13 protein-coding genes and 1 pseudogene are annotated in these 16,587 nt (G+C 65.6%); 4 read left to right on the forward strand and 10 right to left on the reverse strand.

What is annotated here, in order from left to right:
* Positions 1 to 215 precede the first annotated feature (215 nt).
* From BLT16_RS14080 to BLT16_RS14095, 4 genes are all read left to right on the forward strand, one after another.
* On the forward strand, positions 216 to 1,151 hold the full coding sequence (locus BLT16_RS14080; protein WP_089659137.1) for a DMT family transporter: 936 nt from the start codon (positions 216 to 218) through the stop codon (positions 1,149 to 1,151).
* A 65-nt stretch (positions 1,152 to 1,216) separates the two neighbouring features.
* Positions 1,217 to 2,023 carry an EAL domain-containing protein gene (locus BLT16_RS14085; protein WP_089659138.1) on the forward strand — a complete coding sequence of 269 codons (807 nt, stop codon included), beginning with the start codon at positions 1,217 to 1,219 and terminating at the stop codon, positions 2,021 to 2,023.
* Positions 2,016 to 2,969: a sensor domain-containing diguanylate cyclase gene (locus BLT16_RS14090; RefSeq protein ID WP_089659139.1), complete on the forward strand. Its 954-nt coding sequence runs from the start codon at positions 2,016 to 2,018 to the stop codon at positions 2,967 to 2,969. The genes BLT16_RS14085 and BLT16_RS14090 overlap by 8 nt, the downstream gene beginning before the upstream one ends.
* 258 nt (positions 2,970 to 3,227) lie before the next feature.
* Entirely contained in the window at positions 3,228 to 4,802 is a 1,575-nt protein-coding gene (locus BLT16_RS14095) for a BCCT family transporter (RefSeq protein WP_089659140.1), read from the forward strand.
* Positions 4,803 to 4,879: 77 nt separating this feature from the next.
* Here BLT16_RS14095 and etfB read toward each other — a convergent pair whose 3' ends face one another.
* From etfB to BLT16_RS21040, 10 genes and pseudogenes are all read right to left on the reverse strand, one after another.
* Complete coding sequence (gene etfB / locus BLT16_RS14100; protein WP_089659141.1) at positions 4,880 to 5,686, reverse strand: electron transfer flavoprotein subunit beta; 807 nt, start codon at positions 5,684 to 5,686, stop codon at positions 4,880 to 4,882.
* Positions 5,676 to 6,944 (reverse strand): electron transfer flavoprotein subunit alpha, encoded by a 1,269-nt coding sequence (gene etfA / locus BLT16_RS14105; RefSeq protein ID WP_089659142.1) that lies wholly within the window; start codon positions 6,942 to 6,944, stop codon positions 5,676 to 5,678. The genes etfB and etfA overlap by 11 nt, the downstream gene beginning before the upstream one ends.
* The gene (locus BLT16_RS14110) at positions 6,944 to 8,959 is read right to left on the reverse strand and encodes a (Fe-S)-binding protein (protein WP_089659143.1); all 2,016 of its coding nucleotides are present in this window, start codon (positions 8,957 to 8,959) and stop codon (positions 6,944 to 6,946) included. The genes etfA and BLT16_RS14110 overlap by 1 nt, the downstream gene beginning before the upstream one ends.
* Before the next feature lie 287 nt (positions 8,960 to 9,246).
* Positions 9,247 to 11,322 carry a dimethylglycine demethylation protein DgcA gene (gene dgcA / locus BLT16_RS14115; protein WP_089659144.1) on the reverse strand — a complete coding sequence of 692 codons (2,076 nt, stop codon included), beginning with the start codon at positions 11,320 to 11,322 and terminating at the stop codon, positions 9,247 to 9,249.
* Positions 11,323 to 11,347: 25 nt separating this feature from the next.
* Positions 11,348 to 11,893, reverse strand: a complete 546-nt coding sequence (locus tag BLT16_RS14120) for a DUF5943 domain-containing protein (RefSeq protein ID WP_089659145.1) — start codon at positions 11,891 to 11,893, stop codon at positions 11,348 to 11,350.
* A gap of 208 nt (positions 11,894 to 12,101) precedes the next feature.
* Positions 12,102 to 13,079 carry a dipeptidase gene (locus BLT16_RS14125; protein WP_089659146.1) on the reverse strand — a complete coding sequence of 326 codons (978 nt, stop codon included), beginning with the start codon at positions 13,077 to 13,079 and terminating at the stop codon, positions 12,102 to 12,104.
* A gap of 126 nt (positions 13,080 to 13,205) precedes the next feature.
* Positions 13,206 to 13,883 carry a monofunctional biosynthetic peptidoglycan transglycosylase gene (gene mtgA, locus BLT16_RS14130; RefSeq protein ID WP_089659163.1) on the reverse strand — a complete coding sequence of 226 codons (678 nt, stop codon included), beginning with the start codon at positions 13,881 to 13,883 and terminating at the stop codon, positions 13,206 to 13,208.
* 161 nt (positions 13,884 to 14,044) lie between these two features.
* Positions 14,045 to 15,160: a choline metabolism transcriptional regulator GbdR gene (gene gbdR, locus BLT16_RS14135; RefSeq protein WP_089659147.1), complete on the reverse strand. Its 1,116-nt coding sequence runs from the start codon at positions 15,158 to 15,160 to the stop codon at positions 14,045 to 14,047.
* Between the two features lie 288 nt (positions 15,161 to 15,448).
* Complete coding sequence (gene fghA / locus BLT16_RS14140; RefSeq protein WP_089659148.1) at positions 15,449 to 16,306, reverse strand: S-formylglutathione hydrolase; 858 nt, start codon at positions 16,304 to 16,306, stop codon at positions 15,449 to 15,451.
* 125 nt (positions 16,307 to 16,431) lie between these two features.
* Positions 16,432 to 16,587: pseudogene (locus BLT16_RS21040) on the reverse strand (S-(hydroxymethyl)glutathione dehydrogenase); the annotation flags it as partial.

Below are 16,587 nucleotides of genomic sequence, written 5' to 3' on the forward strand. Positions count from 1 at the left end.
GAGAGACATGCGAGGCACGACCAACCTGTTAGCCCCCTTCTCAGGCCGGTTGCGTCGATGACTTACCTCCAAGATGATACAGATTATCAACAAGCGTCAGCTGTCACGTTGCGCGGAGCAAGCCCGGCGAATGCAGAATGCTTTTCGCCACTGCAGCCAAGGCGTAGTCTCTTGGGTCGACTTATCGCCCGTCCGTGGGAACAAGGAATCCATTGATGTCCGCCCAACGCTCTACCCGCCTGGCCCTTGCTGCGATGCCTATCCTGTTCGTGCTGCTGTGGAGTACCGGCTTTATCGGCGCCAAGTACGGCCTGCCTTATGCCGAGCCCTTCACCTTCCTGTTCGTGCGCTTCGTGCTGACCCTGGCGCTGCTGATCCCGCTGGTCATGCTGCTCAAGGGCGACTGGCCGCAAGGCGGCAGGCAGTGGGGCCACATCGCCATCAGTGGCCTGCTGGTGCATGGCGCCTATCTGGGCGGGGTTTTCTACGGTATCTACCTCGGCATGCCGGCGGGGCTGGCCTCGCTGCTGGTGGGCCTGCAGCCGCTGCTCACTGCCGCCCTGGCCGGACCGCTGCTCGATGAGCGGCTGACGCACTGGCAGTGGCTGGGGCTGGCGTTAGGCTTGGTGGGGATCACGCTGGTGCTGGGCAGCAAACTCGATCCCGGAGCGGCGCTGTTCCAGGGCTTCGGTCTGCCTGCCCTGCTGTCAGTCGCGGTAGCACTGCTGGGGATCGCCTGCGGCACCCTCTACCAGAAGCGCTTCTGCACCGCGATGCCACTGCTCTCGGGTACGGTCGTGCAGTACCTGGCCGCCGGGGCGCTGCTCGGGGTCGCCGCGCTGCTGTTCGAGCAGCGCCAGATCGACTGGACGCCGACCTTCATGCTGACATTGGCCTGGCTGGTGTGCATCCTGTCGATTGCCGCGATCCTGCTGCTGATGGCGCTGATCAAGCGCGGCGAAGCGTCGCGAGTGGCGAGCCTGTTCTATCTGGTGCCGCCGGTAACCGCCCTGGAAGCCTGGTGGCTGTTCGGGGAGAGACTGCCACCGATTGCCCTGCTGGGCATGGCGATCGCACTGAGCGGCGTGGTGATGACCGTCAAAGGCAAACCGAAGGTAGCCAAGAGCGCGCCTAAAGTCCCGGCGAGATGAGCCGATAATATAGGCAATAGTCGTCTAACCTTATTATCAGATCGGCAAGAGAACAGGAAACGCTTATGGGTCATTGTGCCAGGGTCGACAGCCAGTGCGGGCGCTGCGACATTCCCCTTCCCTTCGATTTCACGATGGCTTTCCAGCCGATCGTCGACATCGAGTCCGCCAGCGTTGTTACCTATGAGGCCCTGGTGCGCGGCCCCGGCGGCGAATCGGCCTACAGCATTATCTCCAAGGTCACCGATGACCTGATGTATCGCTTCGATCAGGCCTGTCGGGTCAAGGCCATCGAACTCGCCAGCCGTCTGGGCATGCAGGAGCGTCTATCAATCAACTTCCTGCCCAACGCCGTGTATGAGCCCCAGGCGTGCATCCAGGCCACACTGGAGGTCTCGGAGCGGGTCGGCTGGCCGACGGATCGGATCGTCTTCGAAATCACCGAGACCGAGCTGGTCAAGGACCGCCAACACCTGCGCGGCATCATCGACGCCTACCGCAGCATGGGCTTCACCACCGCCATCGACGATTTCGGCAACGGCTACGCCAACCTGGACCTGCTTACCGACCTGCGCCCCGACAAGCTCAAGATCGATCGAGAGCTGGTCATGGGCTGCGACCAGGACTGTCGTCGGCAGGCCATCCTGCGCGCGGTGCACGGCCTCGCCAAAGAGCTCGATATCGGCCTGATCGCCGAGGGCGTCGAGACCCGCGAAGAGGCCCTGTGGCTGGCCCGTCAGGGCATCCAGCGCCAGCAGGGCTTCTACTTTGCGCGCCCAGCCCTGGAGTCGCTCTGCCAGCATTCCTTGAGTGAAAAGCTGCTCGACCTGCGCCGCGTCGTTCAGCAGCGTGGCAGCACGCCGCATGGTTGATCCACAACGGGAGCAGCAACGCGAGCAGGCCTGGCTGGAGCGGCTGACCCGCAGTCAGCGCAACACTCAGCGAGTCATCGAGGCCGCCCCGGTAGGCATCTGCATTACCGATCCCGACGGCCGTTTCGAGATGGTCAACCCGACCTACTGCGAGTTCTACGGCTACGACCAGGAAGAGCTGCTCGGCGAGTCATTCACTATGGTGGTGCCGACAGCCAACCAGCACTACATGGATGAGTTACATCGGCGCTTTATCCGCGGCGATGAAACTCGCGAGTTACGCGGCGAGTGGGAGGTAAAACGCAAGGACGGCGAGGTTCGCACCATTCTGGCCGACGCGGTGAGAATTCACGGCGATGACGGGCGACCGCGCAAGGTGACCTTCGTGGTTGACATCACCGCCCGCAAGCAGCTCGAACGCGATCTGGAGGAGATGAATCAGCGCCTGACCTACCTCGCGACCCACGACGAGTTGACCGGCCTGCTCAACCGCCGCGCCGGCCTGGACCGACTCAGCGAGGAGATGCATCGCAGCAACCGCTACGGGGTCGAGCTGTGCATTGCCCTGTTCGACCTGGATCACTTCAAGCAGGTCAATGACCGCCACGGTCATGCCGTCGGCGACGAGGTACTGCGTCAACTGGCAGCATTGGTCAAACACCAGCTTCGCGAGAGCGATCTGGTCATACGCCTGGGGGGCGAAGAGTTCCTGGCAGTGATGCCCAGCGTCGACACCGCTGGGGCCGAGCAGGCCATGCAGCGAGTCCGCCATACGTTGGCCAACGCCCCTCTCACCGATGAGCGGCTGAGCATTACGCTGTCGGCAGGCGTGGTGGGCTATCACGAACAGACCGCCACCCAACTGCTGGAGCAGGCCGACAAGGCGCTCTATCGCGCCAAGCATGCGGGGCGCAACTGCATTGTGAGCGTTGCCTCGCCATCGTGATCCTGGCTACCCCCTGACACCTGATCGCCGGGCGTGCCGAGACGCCCGGAACCCGCCTGGCCCTGCGTCAGTAGATCGCGTTTGCACCAACACGCCCTAGCCGTGCGCGGCATTGCCTTACACAAGACCGATCAAGACAACCACAGGTCGCTTTCACGACACTGCTACCCCTCGGTGAGCATAACAATGGTTAGCCCGGTATTTCGTCACAACCGGCTGTAAGCAAGAGACACCAATAACAACCACCGAGGTAACCCCATGAACCATGACGAGGCGCCTATCCTGTCGCCTGGGCAAGACAATACCCAGGTGCTGGGGATGGACTTCCATCATCCCGTCTTTCCTCTCTCGGCCTTGGCCATCCTAGCCTTCATCCTCTATGCCCTGATCTATCCCGACGCCGCCAACAGCCACCTAAGCGCCGCCCGCGGCTGGTCGATCGAGTACTTCGATTGGCTGTTCATGATCGCCGGCAACCTCTTCGTGCTGCTGTGCCTGGCGCTGATTGCCATGCCGGTAGGACGCATTCGCCTGGGTGGCAGCCAGGCCCGGCCGGAGTATTCGACCACTTCCTGGTTCGCCATGCTGTTCGCCGCGGGAATGGGCATCGGCCTGATGTTCTGGAGCGTGGCCGAGCCGGTGGCCTACTACACCGACTGGTACGGCACCCCGCTCAATGCCGAAGCGCACACCCCAGCCGGGGCCAGCGCGGCGATCGGTGCCACCATGTTCCACTGGGGCCTTCACCCCTGGGCGATCTATGGCGTGGTGGGCCTCTCACTGGCCTTCTTTGCCTACAATCGCGGCCTGCCGTTGACCCTGCGCTCTGCCTTCACGCCGATCCTCGGTGAGCGGGTGCGCGGCTGGTTTGGCCACTTCATCGACATCGTCGCGGTGCTGGCCACCATCTTCGGCCTGGCCACCTCGCTGGGCTTCGGTGCCTCCCAGGCGGCGGGCGGTCTCAACTACCTGTTCGATATACCCAATACCATCGGCACCCAACTGGCAATCATCGTGGCGGTTACCGCCGTGGCGCTGTTCTCGGTGTGGCGCGGCATCGACGGCGGCGTCAAGCTGTTCTCCAACATCAACATGGTGATCGCCCTGGCGCTGCTCACCTTCGTGGTCGTCACCGGCGGCGTGCTGCTGTTCGTCAACAACCTGTGGAGCACCGCCTTAGCCTATGTGAGTCATGTCGTGCCACTCTCCAACTGGGTCAGCCGCGACGACACCACCTGGTACCACGGCTGGACGGTGTTCTACTGGGCCTGGTGGATCTCCTGGTCACCCTTCGTCGGCATGTTCATCGCAAGGGTCTCCCGCGGCCGTACGGTGCGTGAGTTCCTGGTTGCCGTGCTGCTGGTGCCGACCCTGGTCACGCTGGTGTGGATGAGCGCCTTTGGCGGCACCGCCCTTAACCAGTCGGCTGCCGGTGTCGGCGCCCTGGCCGATGGTATCAGCGATGTCTCGTTGGCAATGTTCCAGATGTTCGAGCATCTGCCGTTGACCACCCTGACCTCCAGCCTGGCGATCCTGCTGGTACTGATCTTCTTCATTACCTCGTCGGACTCCGGCTCGCTGGTGATCGACAACATCACCGCCGGTGGCAAGACCGACACCCCCCGCGGCCAGCGTGTGTTCTGGGCCGTTCTCGAGGGGGTGATCGCCGGTATCCTGCTCTACGGCGGTGGCAGCACCGCGCTGAGCGCGCTGCAGGCCGGCGCCGTGGCCACCGGCCTGCCCTTTACCCTGGTACTGCTGGGCATGGCCTTCTGCCTGATCAAGGGGCTTCGCGAGGAGCTGCGCGAGCCTGCGGGTGCGCGGCTGGCCTGACCGCAACGCCAAATGCCGTAACGCATAAACCCCGGCCTAGACCGGGGTTTATGCGTTATGAGGGGGCGCTCACATCGTCAGCGCAGCACCCCCTCCTCATTCAGCAGCTTGAGGATCGCCTCGGCGCCCTGCTCCGCCGAGACGCCCTCCAGCACCTGGCCACTGCCGCCCTCCGCCTTGGCGGCGGCGGCCTTGAAGCGATCCCGGGCCGAGGCGGCCTTGACGATCTTCAGTCGCTTGGGGCGCTTGCGGGCCGGGGCCAGCTGCCACTCGGCCAGCTCACGATCCGGCTCGGCGGAGACCGCCGTCGCCGCCAGCTCCGCCCGGCGAGCCGGGCCGAAGGCACTCTGGCGCGCCGCCGGGGCCGCCGCATCCACGCTGACGATGGCCGGCAGGCGCACCTTGAGGCGCCGCCGCTGGCCCCGGGGCAGGGCCTGCAGCAGGGTCGCCACGCCGTTCTCGACCTTCTCCACCGCGGCCAGGCCATTGACCAGCGGCCAGCCCAGGCGCTCGGCCAGGGCATAGGGCAGGAGCCCCGAGCCCTCGCCGCGCTCCGCCCGGGCCCCGGTGATCACCAACTGCGGCGGCGCCGCGGCCAGGTGCTCGGCCAGGGCCGGGATGGCATCGCTGCCCTCGGCCTGCTCCAGCAGGGTCAGGGTGTCCAGCCCCATGCCCAGGTAGCCGCGCAGCGCCGCTTCGCCCTCCTCGCTACGTGGGCCGGCATGCAACAGGCTGACCCGGCTGCCGGGCAGCTGGTGCTCCAGGCCCAGGGCCATCTCCAGGCCCCGGGCATCCTGATCGGCGCGGCGGGCGCGCCCGGTGATGGGGTGACGCCCCACCGAGACCAGTACCGCCACCTCGATTCCCTGCTGCTCAGGCCGCATCGCGCTGCCCTCCTCGCTGCTGTTCCACCATGGCCACCAGGGCGGCGAGGATCTCGGCGCTGTCGCCGATCACCGCCAGGTCGGCGCGCTTGATCATGTCGCATCCGGGGTCGAGGTTGATGGCCACCACCTTGTCGCAGGTCTGGATACCCTGCAGGTGCTGAATGGCGCCACTGATGCCCACCGCCAGGTAGACCCTGGCGGTGACCCAGGTGCCGGTGGCCCCCACCTGACGGTCGCGGGCCATGAAACCGTCGTCCACCGCGACCCGCGAGGCGCCTTCCGTCGCTCCCAGCACCTTGGCGGCATGATGGAAACTCTCCCAGTCCTTGACGCCATTGCCGGCGGAGACAATGAACTCTGCCTCGGCCAACGCCACCCCAGCGGGGTCCACTGCCACCTGCCCCAGGTCCTCGATCCGCGAAAAGGCACTGGGAAGGGTCTCCACCAGACTCACCGGCTCGGCGGCGTGACGGGTCTCGTCCACCGGCTCGGCACACTCGGCCAGCGCCAGGGCGACCCGCGGCAGGGGCCGCTGGATATCCAGGCTCTCCGCCGCGCCGCGGGCGGTGCAGCGCCAACCCAGCGGCGCTTGGTCGTCATGCTCGATGTGCCAGACGCCGGTGGCGGGGCGTTCACTCAGGCGCAGCGCCAGGCGCCGGCCCAGGTCGGCCCCGCCCAGCGGCGAGTCGGGAAGCAGCCAGTGGCGCGGTGCCAGCTCGCGCTCCACCGCGGTGAGCGCCGCCAGCCGCGCCTCGGGGGCGAAGCCGGCGTAGCCGTCGCCTGGAAGGTGCAGCAGGCGATCGATACCCGCCTCGCCGAAGGCGTCCTCCTTGTGCTCGCCGAATACCACCGCCAACACGGCGCCGGGACGCGCCGGGTCGGCATCGGCCAGGCGCCGGGCCAGGCCCAGCAGGTCCTTGTCGTGACCGGAGAGCCGCCCGCCGGAGAGCTCCGGCACCACCGCCACCAGGAAGGCCGGTTCGGGAATCTCCACCTGGCGACGGCTATCCTGGGCCGCCTGACGGGCCGCGCCCGCCGCATGGCCGCCCTGCTGGGCGCCGCTGCGGTCGATGCGCTTGATGCCATTGGGGCCGATAAAGCCGATGGCGCGGGGGTTCTTGCGAATCACCCCGTTGGGGCCCAGCCACTCGCTGGCGGCGCCCCCCTGCTCGGCGAGCACGCTGGCGTGCTCTGGGTGCAGGCGGTTACGGGCAATCCACTCGCGGCGTGGGTCGCGACGACGAATCTCGCTCATCAGAGCACCTCCTCGACGGTGGTCTTGCCGGCGGACCGGCGGCTTGCATCGACCGCCTCGCCGGCAGGGCGCGCCACCAGGGCGTCGGCCACCAGCTCGGCGATATCGCGCACCTCGGCGGTGGCATCCACCACGCCCTCGAGCATGGCGGTGCACTGGGGACAGCCCACCGCCACCAGCTCTGAGCCGGTCTCCTTGACGTCATTCATGCGCATATCGGGAATCCGCCGCTCGCCGGGAATATCGGTGATCGGCGCCCCACCGCCGCCGCCGCAGCAGCGCGAGCGGAAGCCGGAGCGCTCCATCTCCTTGACCTCGATGCCCAGCGCCTTGAGCACGTTGCGCGGCGCATCAAACTCGCCGTTGTAGCGGCCCAGATAGCAGGGATCGTGATAGGTGACGCTACCGCCCTTCCAGGGGGCGAAGGCCAGCCGGCCGGCATCATACAGCTCGGCGATAAAGGTGCTGTGGTGACGGACCTCCCAGTTTGCATTGAAATCAGGTCCGCCCAGCTCGCCGTACTCGTTGCCCAGCACGTGGAAACTGTGCGGGTCGCAGGTGACGATGCGCTGGAAGCGGTACTTCGACAAGGTGGCGATATTGCGCTTGGCCAGCGACTGGAAGGTCGCTTCGTCACCCAGGCGCCGCGCCACGTCGCCGCTGTCGCGCTCCTCGGTACCCAGCACCGCGAACTCCACTTCGGCGGCGTGCAGTATCTTGACCAGGGCGCGCAGGGTGCGCTGGTTACGCATATCGAAGGCGCCATCGCCCAGCCACAGCAGCACCTCGGCCTGCTTGACGTCGGCCATCAGCGGCAGGTTGAGGTCCGCCGCCCAGTGCAACCGCGAGCCCGGATCGAAACCGCCGGGGTTGTCGGTGGCGATCAGGTTATCGAGTACCTCGGCCCCCTTGTTGGGGGTCTGGCCCCGCTCCAGGGTCAGGTGGCGACGCATATCGACGATGGCATCGACGTGCTCGATCATCATCGGACACTCTTCCACGCAGGCGCGGCAGGTGGTGCAGGACCATAGGGTCTCGGCATCCACTAGGGCCTTGCCGCCCGTCGTTGCATCAGGGGCCACGATGGGCCCATGGGGGCTACCGTGATGTTCACCAGTGGGCTTTCCAGGGTAAGGGGTGCCGGCATAGTTCGCATTACTGCCGCCGGCCATGCCAACGACCATGTCCTGGATCAGCTTCTTGGGGTTGAGCGGCTGGCCGGCGGCCAAGGCCGGGCACACCGACTCGCAGCGACCGCATTGCACGCAGGCGTCGAAGCCGAGCAGCTGGTTCCAGGTGAAGTCGGCGGGCGTCTCGACGCCCAGCGGCGCCGCCTCGTCGTCCAGGTTGAGCGCCTTGAGGCCGGTGGAGCGGTTGCCCTGCCCCCCTTTCGTAGAAAAACGTTCGGCGCGTCGGTGGAAGGCCAGGTGCAGCGCCCCGGCGAAGGCGTGCTTCATGGGCCCGCCCCAGGTCATGCCGAAGACCATCTCGCCGAGGCCCCAGACCACCACGGCGGCCAGGACCAGCGCCAGCAGCCAGTGCCCGAAGTCGGCAGGCAGGATACCCACCGCCGGCAGGGTAATGGCGAAGACGCTCAGGGAGAAGGCCATCAGGCTCTTCGGCAGGCGCATCCAAGGGCCCTTGGAGAGCCGCGCAGGCGGGTTGCGCCGACGCCGGGCCACGAACAGGCTGCCCACGAACATGGTGGCGCTGGCCGCCAGCAGCAGCCAGCCCAGCACACCCTGGGCCAGGCCCAGGCCATGCACCAGGATCATCAGCACGGCGGCGGCCACGAAGCCACCGGCGGTGGCCACGTGGGTATTGGAGATCATCTTGTCGCGCTCTACGACATGGTGCAGGTCCACCAGGTAGCGGCGCGGCAGTGCGGCCAGGCCCTTGAGCAGCGGCACGGCGGCGGGTCGTCCCTGGCGCCACAGGCGTATGCGCCGAATGGCGCCGATCACCGCCAGGCCCAGGGCGGCGAAGATAAGTATCGGCAGCAGGGTCTCGAGCATCTCGCTCACCTCGCAGGCTAGAAGTGGTGGTTTGACGTTAGCGGCCTGACGGGGTCAGCCATCCCTTGTCGGCTCTGGCAGCCGAGGACCATCCACAAGCGCGCCACGCGTTCGCTATTCCGACTCTCGACTGGCAACCTGCGGTCACGGCGTGGAAGGGCCATCCCTGGCCCCCACGCCTCTGCCGAGTCCCTTCGGCAGAACCGCGTTGCGGCGTCTCGTCTCGGGCGAATCGCTGAAGGCGCGACTTGAGCATGCCCTCGGGCTGCACAAGATCACGTACACCGTCAGAAGTCCTTGCAGATCCGCAGCGCGTCGTAGATGGCCGCGTGGGTATTGCGCGGCGCCGTGCAGTCACCCAGGCGGAACAGCAGGAAGCCTTCTGCCCCCTCTTCGCTCAGGCACGGCTGGGCCTGGGCGGCGTATAGCGCCTCCAGGTCCAGCTGCCCCTTGTTGCGCGACTGCTCCTTGAGGGCGTAATAGAGGCTCTCGTCGGGGCGTACGCCGTTCTCGACCACCACCTGGTCCACCACCCGCTCCTCCAGGGCGCCGGTGTACTCGTTCTCGAGCACCGCCACCAGGCCGTCGCCCTCGCGGTAGACCTTATGCAGCATCAGGTCGGAGGTCATGATCACCTCCTTCTCGTAGAGGCTGCGGTAATACGTGGGGAAGGTGGTGCCGCCCACCGCCGCGCCGGGCTTGATATCGTCGGTGACGATCTCCACCTTGGCGCCCTTGTCGGCCAGATAGTCCGCCGCCGAGACGCCGGAGAATTCGCAGATGGCGTCATAGATCAGCACGTTCTTACCCGGGGCGACCTTGCCGCTTAGCACGTCCCAAGTGCTGACCACCAGGCTCTCCTCGGGATTCTCCGTGTAGCCCCACTCCGGGTACTGGCTGAGGAAGGGCTGGCCGCCGGTGGCCAGCACCACGATATCCGGACGCAGGTCGAGCAGGGTCGCCTCGTCGGCGCGGGTGCCCAGGCGCAGGTCGACGTTGAGGCGCGCCAGCTCCAGCTGATACCAGCGGGTGATACCGGCGATCTGGTCGCGCTGCGGGGCCTGGGCGGCGATGGTGATCTGCCCGCCCAGGGCCTCCGCGGCCTCGAAGAGGGTGACGTCATGGCCGCGCTCGGCCGCTACCTTGGCCGCCTCCATGCCGCCGGGGCCACCGCCCACCACCACCACCTTGCGCTTGGGGCCTTCACTCTTCTCGATGATATGCGGCAGCCCCATATACTCACGGGACGTCGCAGCGTTCTGGATGCACAGTACGTCCAGGCCCTGGTACTGGCGGTCGATGCAGTAGTTGGCGCCCACGCACTGCTTGATCTGGTCGATCTGACCCATCTTGATCTTGGCGATGATATGCGGGTCGGCGATATGCGCCCGGGTCATGCCCACCAGGTCCACATAGCCCCCCTCGAGGATGCGCTGAGCCTGGTTGGGATCCTTGATGTTCTGGGCGTGGATCACCGGCACGCTGACCACTTCCTTGATGCCCGCCGCCAGGTGCAGGAAAGGCTCCGGCGGGTAGGACATGTTGGGAATGACATTGGCCAAGGTGTTATGGGTGTCGCAGCCGGAGCCGATCACGCCGAAGAAGTCGAGCTGGCCGGTGGCATCGTAGTAGGCGGCGATCTGCTTCATGTCCTCGTGGGACAGGCCGTCCGGATGGAACTCGTCACCGCAGATGCGCATGCCAACACAGAAGTCGTCGCCGACCTCGGCGCGCACCGCCTTGAGCACCTCCAGGCCGAATTTCATGCGCCCCTCGAAGCTGCCGCCCCACTGGTCCTCGCGCTTGTTGACCCGCGGGCTCCAGAACTGATCGATCAGGTGCTGGTGCACGGCGGAGAGCTCGACGCCGTCGAGCCCTCCTTCCTTGGCCCGCCGCGCAGCCTGGGCGAAGTCGCCGATGATGCGCCAGATCTCCTCCTCCTCGATGGTCTTGCAGGTGGAGCGGTGCACAGGCTCACGGATCCCGGAGGGCGACACCAGGGCCGGCCAGTCGAAACCGTCCCAGCGCGAGCGGCGCCCCATATGGGTGATCTGGATCATGATCTTGCCGCCATGCTTGTGCACGGCGTCGGCAAGGTTCTGGAAGTGCGGGATGATGCGGTCGGTGGAGAGGTTCACCGAGCTCCACCAAGCCTGGGGGCTGTCGATGGAAACCACCGAGGAGCCGCCGCAGATGCACAGGCCGCAGCCGCCCTTGGCCTTCTCCTCGTAATACTTGACGTAGCGGTCGGTGGTCATGCCGCCGTCGGTGGCATGCACCTCGGCGTGGGCGGTGCTGACGACCCGGTTACGGATGGTGAGCTTGCCGATCTCGATCGGCTGGAAGATCGCGTCGAATGCCATGGTTCTCTCTCCTCGTTCCCGGGGCTTAGCGGGCGGCGCCGGTCAGCGGCTTGGTCTCGAAATAGCCCACCTCGCAGCCCTCTTCGGCGGCGCTCTGGGTCTGCTCGGCGACGGTGCGCAGGTCGCTGCCGCGGGCAGCGAGGATCTGGTCCATGGCCCCGGCGAACCAGCCGGTGAACATGTACTCGATCTTGCGACCCACCTTGCCCAGTTGGTAGACGAAGGCGCTGTGCTCCAGGCGCACCCGGCAGGTGCCGGCGTCGAGGTCGATGGCCTCGGTGATGAACTTGCCCCAGCCGCGCTGGGAGAGGCGCGTCATGTAGTGCTCGAACACCGCCTCACCTTCGAGGCCATGGCACTCGGCCTCCTTCTCGCACCAGTGCCAGGCGCTCTTGTAGCCGGCGTGGTAGAGGATCTCGGCGTACGTCTCGGCGCCCAGCGCCTCCTCCACGGCCACATGGTTATTGATAAAGAAGTGGCGCGGCACATAGAGCATGGGCAGGGCATCGCTGGTCCAGACGCCGGTCTCGCTATCCACTTCGATGGGCAGTTCGGGAGCCATCTTGGTCACGGTTGGTTTCCTCAAAACTTGTTTGTTATAGCATTGCGGGCAAGAGCATCGTCTTTGGCAGCACCGCTCGGAGCTGATCCGGCGACAGGCCTGCGAGGAGGCGCTGTGAATACTTCCCTGTACGCTACCGATTCCTTCCCTGGAATCGGACCTCCTCTTCGGCCTGCCCCCGGCGCTCCTCGCTGAGGAGTCGCCTCAGCCGCTATCGTCAGGCGCCCCATACATCCTTGAGGACACGCACCCAGTTCTCGCCCATGATCTTGCGCACCACAGGCTCGCTGAAACCACGACGCAGCAGCGCCTCGGTGAGATTGGGGAACTCGCCGATGGTGCGGATGCCCTCGGGGTTGATGATCTCCCCAAAGCGAGTCAGGCGGCGGGCGTAGCCCTTGTCGTGAGTGAGCCACTCGAAGAACTCATGGCCGTGGCCCTGGGTGAAGTCGGTGCCGATCCCGATGGCGTCTTCGCCGACGATATTCATCACGTACTCGATGGCCTCGACGTAGTCGTCGACGGTGGCGTCGACGCCGGCGCGCAGGAAGGGAGTGAACATGGTCACGCCGACGAAGCCGCCGTGATCAGCGATGAATTTCAGCTCCGCGTCGGACTTGTTGCGCGGGTGCTCCTTGAGGCCGGAGGGCAGGCAGTGGGAGTAGCAAACCGGCTTGCTGGACTCGAGGATCACCTCCTCGGAGGTCTGGGCACCCACGTGGGAGAGGTCACACATGATGCCGACGCGGTTCATCTCGGCGACGATCTCACGGCCGAAGCCGGAGAGACCGCCGTCGCGCTCGTAGCAGCCGGTGCCCACCAGGTTCTGGGTGTTGTAGCACATCTGCACGATGCCCACGCCCAGCTGCTTGAAGATCTCCACGTAGCCGATCTGGTCCTCGAAGGCATGGGCGTTCTGGAAGCCGTAGATGATGCCGGTCTTGCCCTCCTCCTTGGCCCGGGTGATATCCGCAGTGGTGCGCACCGGGCGCACCAGGTCGCTGCACTCGGCCATCAGTTGGTTGGACCTGACGATATTGTCGACGGTGGCTTGAAAGCCCTCCCACACGGAAACGGTACAGTTGGCGGCGGTGAGGCCACCCCGACGCATGTCCTCGAGGAGCTCACGGTTCCATTTGGCGATGATCAGGCCGTCGATAACGATGGCGTCGTCGTGCAGTTCGCGGGGGGTCATGGGAGGGTCTCCGGCAGTGACGTGGACGTGCCGGCAGCATAGCGCCGCCCCATGGGCAGGCGACGCTTGGAAACGACGGGGGAAATCCCAAAAGCGTCATGGCTGTCGCGATCTCGATAACCGCGCTTACAACTGCTCCAGGTAGCCGGTACCGCCGAGGTTGTTCATCTGCTGGCGGATCCAGGCGCTGCGCCGCTCGACGTGGGCACTGGGCTGTGCGGCGCTCCAGTTGCGCGGGCTGGGAAGGATAGCCGCCAGTCGGCTGGCCTGGTGAGCGTTGAGTTGGCTGGCGGAGACGCCGAAATAGTGCTGGGCTGCAGCCTCCAGGCCGAATACGCCGCTGTCCCACTCGGCGATATTGAGATAGACCTCGAGGATGCGCTCCTTGGGCCAGAGGGTCTCGATCAGCAGCGTGAACCACGCCTCGAGCCCCTTGCGCAGCCAGCTTCGGCCGGTCCATAGGAACAGGTTCTTGGCGGTTTGCTGGCTGATGGTGCTGGCACCGCGCAGGCGACCTCCCTGGCGGCTGGCTTCCCAAGCACGTCGCATCTCGTCCACATCGAAACCGCGGTGGTGGGGAAAACGCTGATCCTCGGCGGCGATCACCGCCAGCTTGGCGTGATCGGAGAGCGCTTCCCAGCGGCGCCACTGCTGCTCGATACGAATCGGCTCGCGGCTCACCCAAGACTCGACCTTGCGTTCCACCATCACCATCGAGCCAAACACCGGCACCACGCGAAACAGCAGCACCAGCAGCACCGACAAGGCGACAAAGCCGATCACTGCATACAGCAGGGCACGCATCACGCCACGTAGCGTGACTCGGTGTCGCCAGGCCAGGGCCATAGCATAACTCCTCGGGTCGGTGGCGCCGCGCGCCGGGGATAGCGAATACCGGCAGTATAACAAGCGCGCCCCGAGATTCGGGGCGCGCACTCAACGCAGCGGGTCAAGCGAGGATACGCCTACAGCGGCACACTGGCATAGGTCGGCTCACCGCGGGCCTGGGCCAGCGCCAGCACGGCGCTCGACACCAGCTCCTGAGACGTCTCGGTGCGTGCTGCAGGCCCCAACACCGTCAACTCCACACTCTGCGACGAACGCGAGTGGCCCAGCCGCTCGTCCCGCGGCGGCATGCCGAAGTACTCGCGGTAGCACTTGGAGAAGTGCGGGGTGGAGACGAAACCACACGCCGAGGCGACTTCGATGATCGACATCGGCGTCTGCTTGAGCAGCTGCCGCGCCCGGGTCAGCCGCAGCTTGAGATAATAGCGTGACGGCGAACAGTTCAGGTACTTCTGAAACAAGCGCTCCAGCTGGCGACGGGAGACGTCCACATATTGGCCCAGCTCGTCGAGGCCGATGGGCTCCTCCAGATTGGCCTCCATCAGGGCGACGATCTCCAGCAACTTGGGCTGCGTGGTACCCAGCACATGCTTGAGCGGCACCCGCTGCTGATCCTGTTCGTTGCGCACCCGGTCGTAGATGAACATTTCCGAGATGCCAGCGGCGAGCTCGCGTCCGTGATCGCGACCGATAAGGTTGAGCATCATGTCGAGCGGCGCAGTACCGCCGGACGCCGTGGCGCGGTCGCGGTCGATGGAGAACAGGCGAGTGGTCAGTGCCACCCGCGGGAAGGCTTCCTGCATGGCCGCCAGACACTCCCAGTGGATACTGGTCTCGTAGCCGTCGAGCAGGCCGGCACGTGCCAGCGCCCAGCTACCGGTGCACACCGAGCCGAGGCGCCGCGATTGACGCGCCTGGGACTGCAGCCAGTGAACGTGCTCGCGCTGCACGCTGCGACTGGGCCCTACCCCGCCGCAGACAATCACCATGTCGAGTGACAGCGGCACGGCCGTGGCGGCATCCGGCGTCACCTGCAGGCCGTCACTGGCGCGTACCGGACCACCGTCGTGGCTCAGGGTGTACCAGCGATATAGCTCACGCCCGGCCAGCTGATTGGCCATGCGCAGCGGTTCAATGGCCGAGGCCAGCGAAATCAGGGTGAAATTGTCCAGTAGCAAGAAACCCAGGGTCTGGGGGGCTGTGGGGGGACGGGCAGCCTGGGAGGGTAACGTCATGGGTCACTCCAGCACGGTTGGCATTGGGAGGTCGCCGGTAACACCGCCGACCGCTGTTATCGTTGTTAGGTGTCGCTGCTGCATGTCGCAAACAGGTACGTCTCCCGGCAATGTAATCGGGTAGCGACGCTGACACAGCTCAAATTTGCCTATCGCATCCCCAAGATGCAGTAAGCCATGACAATCAATGTCGCGAATCGGCATGCCAATGCCGCTTCCATTGCCGTCTCCTGAACCACGACGCCACTGCAGAGGCAGCGGCGTCGTGAATCACTAACCGGCAGCCGTTCAGCGCTTCTTGAACAGGTGCTCGGCGTGATAGCGAAGATGGTCTTCGATGAAGGAGGCGATGAAGAAATAGCTGTGGTCATAGCCCGGCTGACGGCGCAGGGTCAGCGGATGATCGTGCTCGGCGCAGACCGCCTCGAGACGCTCGGGCCGCAGCTGTTCGTCGAGGAAGTTGTCAGCCTCGCCCTGGTCGATGAACAGCGGCTGTCGCGAGGCGCCCTTGGCCACCAGCTCGCAGGCATCGTACTGGGTCCAACTGCCCGGATCGTCACCCAGATAGTTGCCGAAGGCTTTCTTGCCCCACGGGCAGGTGGTGGGATTGACGACCGGCGCAAAGGCCGACACCGAGGTGTAGTGGCCTGGCCGACGCAGCGACAGTACCAGTGCCCCATGGCCGCCCATGGAGTGCCCGCTGATCGCCTCGCGGCCGTTGACCGGGAAGTGCTGGCGCACCACCGAAGGCAGCTCCTCTGCCACGTAGTCGTACATGCGGTAGTGCTTCGACCACGGCGCCTGGGTGGCGTTGACATAGAAACCGGCGCCGGAGCCGAAGTCGTAACTGTCATGCTCACCCGGCAGATCGGTGCCCCGTGGGCTGGTATCGGGGCAGACGATGGCGATGCCCAGCTCGGCGGCGAGGCGCTGAGCGCCGGCTTTCTGCATGAAATTCTCATCGGTGCAGGTCAGCCCGGACAGCCACCAGAGTAGCGGCACCCGCTCGTTTTCGGCCTGGGGCGGCAGATAGATGGCAAAGATCATCTCGCAATCCAGCGCCCGGGAGTGGTGCTTGTAGCGCTTCAGCCAGCCGCCGAAGGATTTGTTGGCCGACACCAGTTCCAACTGTTCGCTCATGGTCATGTGGCGTTCTCCTATAAGCCGATAAACCCCGGCCACCACTGGATAGCCGGGGAATTCCGCGCACTCTGATTCAGCAACAGCCGTGGCGCGTATTGCTCTAACGATTCGCGCGGCAGCGGGCGCGTTTAAAAATGCAACACCGTACGAATGCTCTTGCCGGCATGCAGTAGCTCGAAGGCCTCGTTGATCTGCTCGAACGGCATGTCGTGGGTGACGAACTCATCGATCTTCAGCTCGCCGTTCATGTAGCGCTCCACGTAGCCCGGCAGCTCCGTGCGACC

The organism is Franzmannia pantelleriensis (assembly GCF_900102875.1).
GTDB lineage: Bacteria > Pseudomonadota > Gammaproteobacteria > Pseudomonadales > Halomonadaceae > Franzmannia > Franzmannia pantelleriensis.